The 5,522-nt window shown below is 38.8% G+C and carries 7 protein-coding genes; 1 reads left to right on the top strand and 6 read right to left on the bottom strand.

The window, feature by feature from the left end:
• Positions 1–823: 823 nt before the first annotated feature.
• The 5 genes from AAFM34_RS20275 to AAFM34_RS20255 all read right to left on the bottom strand — a co-directional run bounded on the left by AAFM34_RS20275 (position 824) and on the right by AAFM34_RS20255 (position 3,789).
• A complete protein-coding gene (locus AAFM34_RS20275; protein ID WP_341665980.1) occupies positions 824–1,372 on the bottom strand; it encodes a hypothetical protein in 549 nt (182 codons plus the stop codon).
• 178 nt (positions 1,373–1,550) lie between these two features.
• A complete protein-coding gene (locus AAFM34_RS20270) occupies positions 1,551–2,042 on the bottom strand; it encodes a hypothetical protein (RefSeq protein WP_341665978.1) in 492 nt (163 codons plus the stop codon).
• Between the two features lie 261 nt (positions 2,043–2,303).
• Complete coding sequence (locus AAFM34_RS20265) at positions 2,304–2,792, bottom strand: DUF302 domain-containing protein (protein WP_341665976.1); 489 nt, start codon at positions 2,790–2,792, stop codon at positions 2,304–2,306.
• A gap of 136 nt (positions 2,793–2,928) precedes the next feature.
• Positions 2,929–3,072: a hypothetical protein gene (locus tag AAFM34_RS20260; RefSeq protein ID WP_341665974.1), complete on the bottom strand. Its 144-nt coding sequence runs from the start codon at positions 3,070–3,072 to the stop codon at positions 2,929–2,931.
• A 189-nt stretch (positions 3,073–3,261) separates the two neighbouring features.
• Positions 3,262–3,789 carry a Dabb family protein gene (locus tag AAFM34_RS20255; protein WP_341665972.1) on the bottom strand — a complete coding sequence of 176 codons (528 nt, stop codon included), beginning with the start codon at positions 3,787–3,789 and terminating at the stop codon, positions 3,262–3,264.
• A gap of 256 nt (positions 3,790–4,045) precedes the next feature.
• On the opposite strand from AAFM34_RS20255, the gene AAFM34_RS20250 reads away from it, so the two are divergent.
• The gene (locus tag AAFM34_RS20250) at positions 4,046–4,585 is read left to right on the top strand and encodes a DUF2726 domain-containing protein (RefSeq protein ID WP_341665970.1); all 540 of its coding nucleotides are present in this window, start codon (positions 4,046–4,048) and stop codon (positions 4,583–4,585) included.
• Between the two features lie 13 nt (positions 4,586–4,598).
• Here the strand turns inward: AAFM34_RS20250 and AAFM34_RS20245 are convergent, their stop codons facing one another.
• Positions 4,599–5,480: a substrate-binding domain-containing protein gene (locus AAFM34_RS20245; RefSeq protein WP_341665982.1), complete on the bottom strand. Its 882-nt coding sequence runs from the start codon at positions 5,478–5,480 to the stop codon at positions 4,599–4,601.
• Positions 5,481–5,522 lie beyond the last annotated feature (42 nt).

Genomic DNA, 5,522 nt, shown 5'->3' with positions numbered 1-5,522 from the left:
AGCCGATACCCCAGAAAAAACAATGCCGCTCACCTTAAGTGAACGGCATTAGTGCTGTGACGGGCTTCATTTTTGGGTTTTGATGTATCAGTTTAGTGATTTGATGCAAGTTGAATTTCGTTACTGTTTTGAAGATTCATGGCCTGCTCTGCCTTTGGTTGGGGATACAGGCGATGGAAAATGATACCTGACCATGAAAAATTTTTTGAAGCGATGAAAGGACTTGAGCATGAAAAACTTTACGATGCGATTACAGAAGTTGTAAGTATAGAACAATCATATAGATAGATTTTTAAGTTATACACAGGCGTTTCAAAATGAAACAAGAGTAGTCGGCGGGAGCTGGTTAACGGGCGTTTAAGGAAGTCACTCACTAGAGCTACAACATGCGCCCTACTATCTCGGTGACTCCCTTCGGTCGGGGTGATGCCCAATGATGAGCGTGATAAGTATCGGTGGACAATGCAGTTTGATAGGAGGCACCTTTATTAGTGTTCTTTCAATGTATGAATGCTGGACTTAATTGCTGTTATCATATGGTCTGAACGTGAGTCGCTTTGGTTACCATATTCAAACAACAAAGGGCCCTTCCCCTACTTCGTGTTTTTTCGAGATGGCTGTATGAGATTAGTGCTGGCTATGACCATCTAGTATTAGATGGCCATATGGTTTTCTGTGTTAGAAAATCCTCATTAAAAGATTTTTCTCCGCGTGATTACTATTAAGGCTATAGTAGGTTTTGTAAGAGTCTATCCAGTAACTGGAGCCATCAGGCTTAATAACCTCAAAGATTTCCCATCGAGAGGTGCCACTTTCCGCATAATCAATTTTGTGGATTATCTAGCAAAAACACTCCTACTGATGAAGAGTAACTATGATCAAAATGTAACTGAGTATCTGTTGGGCCCAAAATGCCCTCTAAGTAGTAATTTTTTGTGCCATAGAAATTGTTTAAACAAGTCTCATCAAACAAATATTCATCTGGCTTATAACAGGCTGAACGTTGCTGTGTTAACTTAACTCCTGTAGCAAAGCCTGAACTATCATAGTTAGGTGCAAAACTTCCATATTCTCCTTGATTAAACTTTACCGCAGACAGCCGGATTTCATACGAATTGCTTAAATAATTAGCGTTACAAGTGATATGATGTGAGCCGAAGCTACTATTAGCCAGTATTTCCAGCACATTAAACCGAACCGCTTTTTCCAGTTGGCTGCCTGAGAATTGATCGCTTCCCACAGAGCAATACACTTGCATGGTTTTATCGATAACGCCATTGTTTTTAGGATAGATAAAATCTATGGTCGTGTTGGCATGTATGCTGACTGAGAAAGTGAAAAGTGTTAAAGCCGATAACGTTGAAAGTTTCATAATATTCTCTCATTTATTATTAGTAGAATGGCACTTTATGTGCGCCTTGTTTTGTATTGAGACTTTATTTGTTTTTTACTTTAAATAACAGGAGAATAGTTCTGATAAACTTGCATGAATAATAGCTAAACTTCTAATTTAGAACACAGTTCTGTGGAGCCAACAACTCAAAACCTTGCTATGTCGATAACCCTTTCAACCAATACTTGAGCGTTTTCTGCAGCTCTTCTAGTTGCAAAAGAATTGGGCCTATTTCTTCTGCTTCTCTATCTGTTAATGGTCTCGACTGATAGCTCTCCATAAAGTTGTTTAAGCTCGCTGCTGTTATTTTAGGTTCCAGTTCAAAGCCTTCTTCAGGTGCCATTCCCTCTAACTTTTTAGCTAATTCTTTAAGCCCCTTCAGTAGAGACAAGGCAATGGGATCATTTGGGATATTGCTAAGTATGGTGAGTATAATACTGGTTTTTAACTTGACTAGCAGAAGCTGTAAAATTAGCTGTTTTGAATTCATGGCGAGTTTATTCATTAACGCCAGAATCAAGTCTATTTGATCGAAACTGTTCTCAGTTTGTTGGATTACTTCAGTATTAACGGTGCTTTCTTCTGAATCAGGACTGCTAGATGTCGCACTATGATAACTAGCAGATACAGGGAGGATATGGTTACTCATGAGCTATTGGTCGGTGAAAAATATCGATAGGAATCATGATATAAAGGCTATTCTGACACACAAGTGAATAAACATGATTCGTTTTATGTAATCACATAGAGCCTGACAGAACATTCAAAGACCTACTGCAGATTACCACTCTATGTACCGTTTGTTCTTTGTATAAAGAATAATAAAAGAATCTGTTTTTATCTTATGTCACAAGTTTTCACATCTGAACGCTAATTCAAATAAATTAAAGGCTAATCATTCACTAGCCTTTTATTTAAACTTCACATAATTAGTTACTTGGCTGCTTGGCTGCTTGGCTGCTTGGCTTGCTAGGTTGTTTAGTACGCTGTTTATTTTTGCTAGTACTTGGTCGCATCCTTTCATGCTATGCCGCTCTTTCAAATACATAGGGTTGTTATAGGCAATCCAAGTTTTACCTTGTTCATCCTCATAAATGAGCGCTTTTTGTGGAAGATCAATGGCGACCTCTTGATTGCATTGCATAAGCTTAGTGCCGACTTTCGGGTTACCAAAAATAACCACTTGTGTGGGCCGAAGCTCCATACCTACTTTTTTAGCATTAGCTTTATGATCCACTCTTGCAAAAACGTTAAATCCTTTTTCTTGAATGGTAGTGATAAATTTATCCGCTGTTTTGGAGACCGAATGTTGGCTTGACAGTCGAATAACGCTGTCTTCTGCCAAAGCAGAAAATGAAAATAAACTGGCACTTAACAAGATAGTGGCAACTTTGAACATAGATTAGCTCCCTAGATAGTTTCTACTTGAACTCATAGCATTACCTGAATTGTAATTGGACACAATGCTCGACTTTTAACCTAATCTATTCGGTCACAAAAGCCAGATTTCTCTGGCTCTTTTTTGCATAATCGAACTAACTGATCCTATCCCAAGGCCCAGAAGAAAAAGAAGTCGCTTCACTTCTAATGACACTTCCATCTTTACTCGTAGAATGTTGAGCAAACGAGTAAGTGCTGGTTAGCAATGCTGAGATGGTGATTATTTTTAGTAGTTTCATAGATATACATCCTCACTTTATTATTGGTATTAAACAAGGAAGACACTAGTAGCATTAAATAGTAATCGCCCAAACGTATGCAATCGTCGACTTGGAGAAAGATCACTGATTAAACACCTGCTGAAACTAAATTTTAAAAAATATAACGTAATTTATCATCAAGCTGCGTTCACAACTTAATGATGTCAGCTATAGTTGATAATCAAATACCAAAACTCCTACATATTCACTCCCATCGGAATTTTTCTCGATTTTTAAAAATGGACCGACAAAGTCTTTGAACTCTTGGTGGTTGGCATCAAAATAGTTAGGGTCAGAGATTGCGGGTGTGCCTACGTAATAGTTTAGGTCCCCTTTTGACGCAAAGCTTACGGTAAATGCCAAGTCATAACCTTTGCCCTGTCCTTCTTTACTTATGTTCCCTGAACCTACCTCAATGTTTTCTATGTAGGGTTTGCCATTCCGCTTTGAGCTTTTCAAAGCAAGAAAGCGGTCACTGATTTCTTTTTTCTGTGCTGGAGTCACATCATCTTTTAGATCAAAAAGCACTATGTGCCTTGTTGGGCCTTCTATATAGTCTGATTTAGTTTCATTAGCATAACTTTCTACTGGAATGGTTTTAGGGCTGCTTGCATATTCATCTTGATTAGAGAGCGTGTGAGCGAGACTGAAAAAAGAAACGGTACTCAAGATAGTTATAGCCAAAGTGTTTTTCATCAAAGCTTTCCTCAACTTATTACATCATCATTTTAGTGACCTGATGTTTGTGTCAATAATTTCAACCTAGATTGAAAAGGCTCTTCTTTCGTTAAATTGGTCCCAAATTAGCTATAAAATCCTTATTAAAAGCAAGTCTAATTTTGAACAATATTTAATAAACACAAGTTCGGCTCTAAATGCATTGGTAACAATAATCAAAGGTGTTTAAATACCCACACTTATTAAGTTCCAATATATGTGGGGAATCGAAGTTATGCTTTTGCTTATTCTTATTGTCATTTTTGCGGCTGTGATCTTTATCATTTCGTTGTTGACTCGAACTAAGCAAGCCCCTCTAGACAGTTCTCAATCAACTAAGCCCATTATTTACCAGTATGACTCACGCACATCAATCGCAAGCCCTGAGGAACTCGAGTTCTATCGAGCGCTATCCGTTGCTGTAAAAGGTAGAGATGTAATTTTTACTAAAGTCAACGCATCCGATCTGATGGCTCCAAGAAAAGGTCTCTACAATGGTGGTGAGCGGCAGATAGCGTATAATAAATTGTCACGAAAACATGTGGACTTCGTACTGTGTGACCCCATGACATTAAAGGTACGGACACTTATTCAACTTGATAATAATAAGAAAAATGGAGGTGTTAAGGAAAAGAACTATGTTGAGAAAGCCGCCAAAACTGCTGGCTTGACGACAAAACGGTTTTCAGTGGAAAAGTCATATGATTATGGTCAAATAGAAAAAGCTCTTTACGGCGAACACAGTGCACTGAAAAACCTCTATGCAGCACGTTAGAGGCGTAAGTTAACTAATTTCGAGTACAGGTCTGGTAATTTTCTTGGTTACAATACGTCATCGGAATGTATTGAATTTTTTCTACTGATTCTTTATTAGCTAATTTATACAGAGTGAATATAGCTTGCCTACCCATCTCATACGGGTTTTGACCTACGTTTGCATGCGCAAGCCCGTCTTTCAAATACACTAACTGTTCATCGGCAGTATCTGCGGTAATTATAATAATCTCTTTGTCGCTCACTGCCTGCTTGTATGGCTCGACAACACTGCGGTAAGCAGTTAGAAACTGACTCCATCCACCAACCGCAACAACCGCATGGATATCTCTTCGTTTATATGAGTTGAGCACGTTTTTTAGATCCTCTAATGCTTGTTCAAAAGACCCAAAGTTGTATAGTGGATTAGTTGGTTCTGTCCAACCTTTGTCTCCCATCAAGCGCTTGCCCGGTGAATGTTCGTATTCCTTGCCAGATAAAGCGGAGCGTACACCCATAACTCTTAAATTTAAATTCGGAGAATCAGAGCGACCCGTTTGAATAATAATTGTGCCGCCATTTGGCCTTTCAGCCTTCAAAGCTTCCCCCAAAGCTTTGCCAAGTTCAAAGTCATTGGTTCCTATGTAAGCTTCTCTTAAGTTTGGGTTGCGGGTAACAGCCTCTGCTTCAAAGTCTGAGTCATATGTTACGATTGGAATACCTGAAGAGAGCGCCTTTTTCATACTGTTGTCTAGAATGAATGCTGACTGAGCTACAGCAATCGCAATACCATCCACACCTTCTGAAACAAGGTCAGCAATGATCTTATCTTGTTTGCGAACATCAACACCTTTAGGACCACGGAAAATGCACTCGACATTCCCCAATTCTTTCGCTGCTGCTTCGCACTGAGGAATCCCCTGATAATTTAGATAAAAATCATCAAGTTAAGGTAGATG

This window comes from Vibrio sp. (assembly GCF_038138445.1).
GTDB lineage: Bacteria > Pseudomonadota > Gammaproteobacteria > Enterobacterales > Vibrionaceae > Vibrio.
The sequence above is the reverse complement of the archived record's forward strand: the minus strand, read 5'-3'. Positions and strand labels throughout refer to the sequence as shown.

Excerpts from the sequence above, each read along its gene's own strand:
- AAFM34_RS20255 (WP_341665972.1), bottom strand. The coding sequence starts at position 3,789 with ATGAAAAACACTTTGGCTATAACTATCTTGAGTACCGTTTCTTTTTTC.
- AAFM34_RS20250 (WP_341665970.1), top strand. The coding sequence starts at position 4,046 with ATGCTTTTGCTTATTCTTATTGTCATTTTTGCGGCTGTGATCTTTATC.
- AAFM34_RS20265 (WP_341665976.1), bottom strand. The coding sequence starts at position 2,792 with ATGTTCAAAGTTGCCACTATCTTGTTAAGTGCCAGTTTATTTTCATTT.
- AAFM34_RS20275 (WP_341665980.1), bottom strand. The coding sequence starts at position 1,372 with ATGAAACTTTCAACGTTATCGGCTTTAACACTTTTCACTTTCTCAGTC.
- AAFM34_RS20270 (WP_341665978.1), bottom strand. The coding sequence starts at position 2,042 with ATGAGTAACCATATCCTCCCTGTATCTGCTAGTTATCATAGTGCGACA.
- AAFM34_RS20260 (WP_341665974.1), bottom strand. The coding sequence starts at position 3,072 with ATGAAACTACTAAAAATAATCACCATCTCAGCATTGCTAACCAGCACT.